The sequence below is a fragment of the Nostoc sp. UIC 10607 genome, assembly GCF_047228265.1.
GTDB classification, from domain to species: Bacteria; Cyanobacteriota; Cyanobacteriia; order Cyanobacteriales; family Nostocaceae; genus Nostoc; species Nostoc foliaceum_A.
Genome location: NZ_JBIQNW010000197.1, coordinates 1 through 1030 on the forward strand (window position 1 = coordinate 1; position 1030 = coordinate 1030).

At 66.6% G+C, this 1030-nt stretch carries 1 protein-coding gene; it reads left to right on the plus strand.

Translation table 11 applies throughout. From position 1 onward, the window contains the following. The coding region (locus ACEYW6_RS36340) for a ubiquinone biosynthesis hydroxylase (RefSeq protein WP_412983628.1) at positions 1–999 on the plus strand (999 nt) is incomplete at its 5' end. Between the last annotated feature and the right edge of the window lie 31 nt (positions 1000–1030).

A 1030-nucleotide genomic window follows, 5' to 3' on the forward strand; every position in this document is an offset into this window, starting at 1 on the left:
CAACCCATCCTCGACATGGTCGTTACCGACTCCAGACTGGACGACGCCACCCGTCCGGTGTTCCTGACGTTTGCCGGCGAAGTCGAGCCCGGCGAACCCTTCGCGCATATGGTGGAAAACCGCCGGCTGATCGATGCGCTGGTCGCCCGCGCCGAGGCCGAAGGCATCGACCTCCGCGCTACCGCAGTCTCTAGCTATGATTCGCGCGCCGACGGCGTCACCGTGACTCTTGCCAATGGCGACGTCGTCGAGGCAAGCCTGCTGGTGGCGGCGGACGGCGCGCGCTCGAAATTGCGCGAGCGTGCCGGCATCGCCACCCATGGCTGGGACTACGATCAGTCCGGCATCGTGGTCACCGTCGGCCACGAGCGCGATCATCACGGCCGCGCCGAGGAACATTTTCTCCCCGCGGGTCCCTTTGCGATTCTGCCGCTGACGGGCAAGCGTTCGTCGCTGGTGTGGACCGAGAACCGCGCCGAGGCTGCGCGCATCACGGCGCTCGGCGAAGACGAATTTCACGGCGAACTCGAACGCCGCTTCGGGCTGCACCTCGGCGAGATCAAGGCGCTCGACAAGCCGCGAGCGTTTCCGCTCGGCTATTTCGTCGCGCGCTCGTTCATCGCGGAGCGGCTCGCCCTGGTCGGCGACGCCGCGCATGTCATTCATCCGATCGCGGGGCAGGGCCTCAACATGGGGCTGAAGGACGTTGCCGCGCTGGCGGAAGTCGTGGTCGATGCGGCGCGGCTCGGCATGGATCCTGGGCAGGCCGACGTGCTCGATCGCTATCAGCGCTGGCGGCGTTTCGACACCATGGCGATGGGGCTTGCCACCAACTCGCTGAACTTCCTGTTCTCGAACGAGTCGACGCTGCTGCGCACCGTGCGCGACATCGGCCTCGGTCTCGTCGACCGCGCGCCGCCGCTGAAGAGCATGTTCATCCGCCAGGCCGCCGGACTATCGGGCGAGGTGCCGCGGCTGTTGAAAGGCGAGGTGTTGTAGGGGGGGAGGATGGCTTCACTCGATCTTCCTT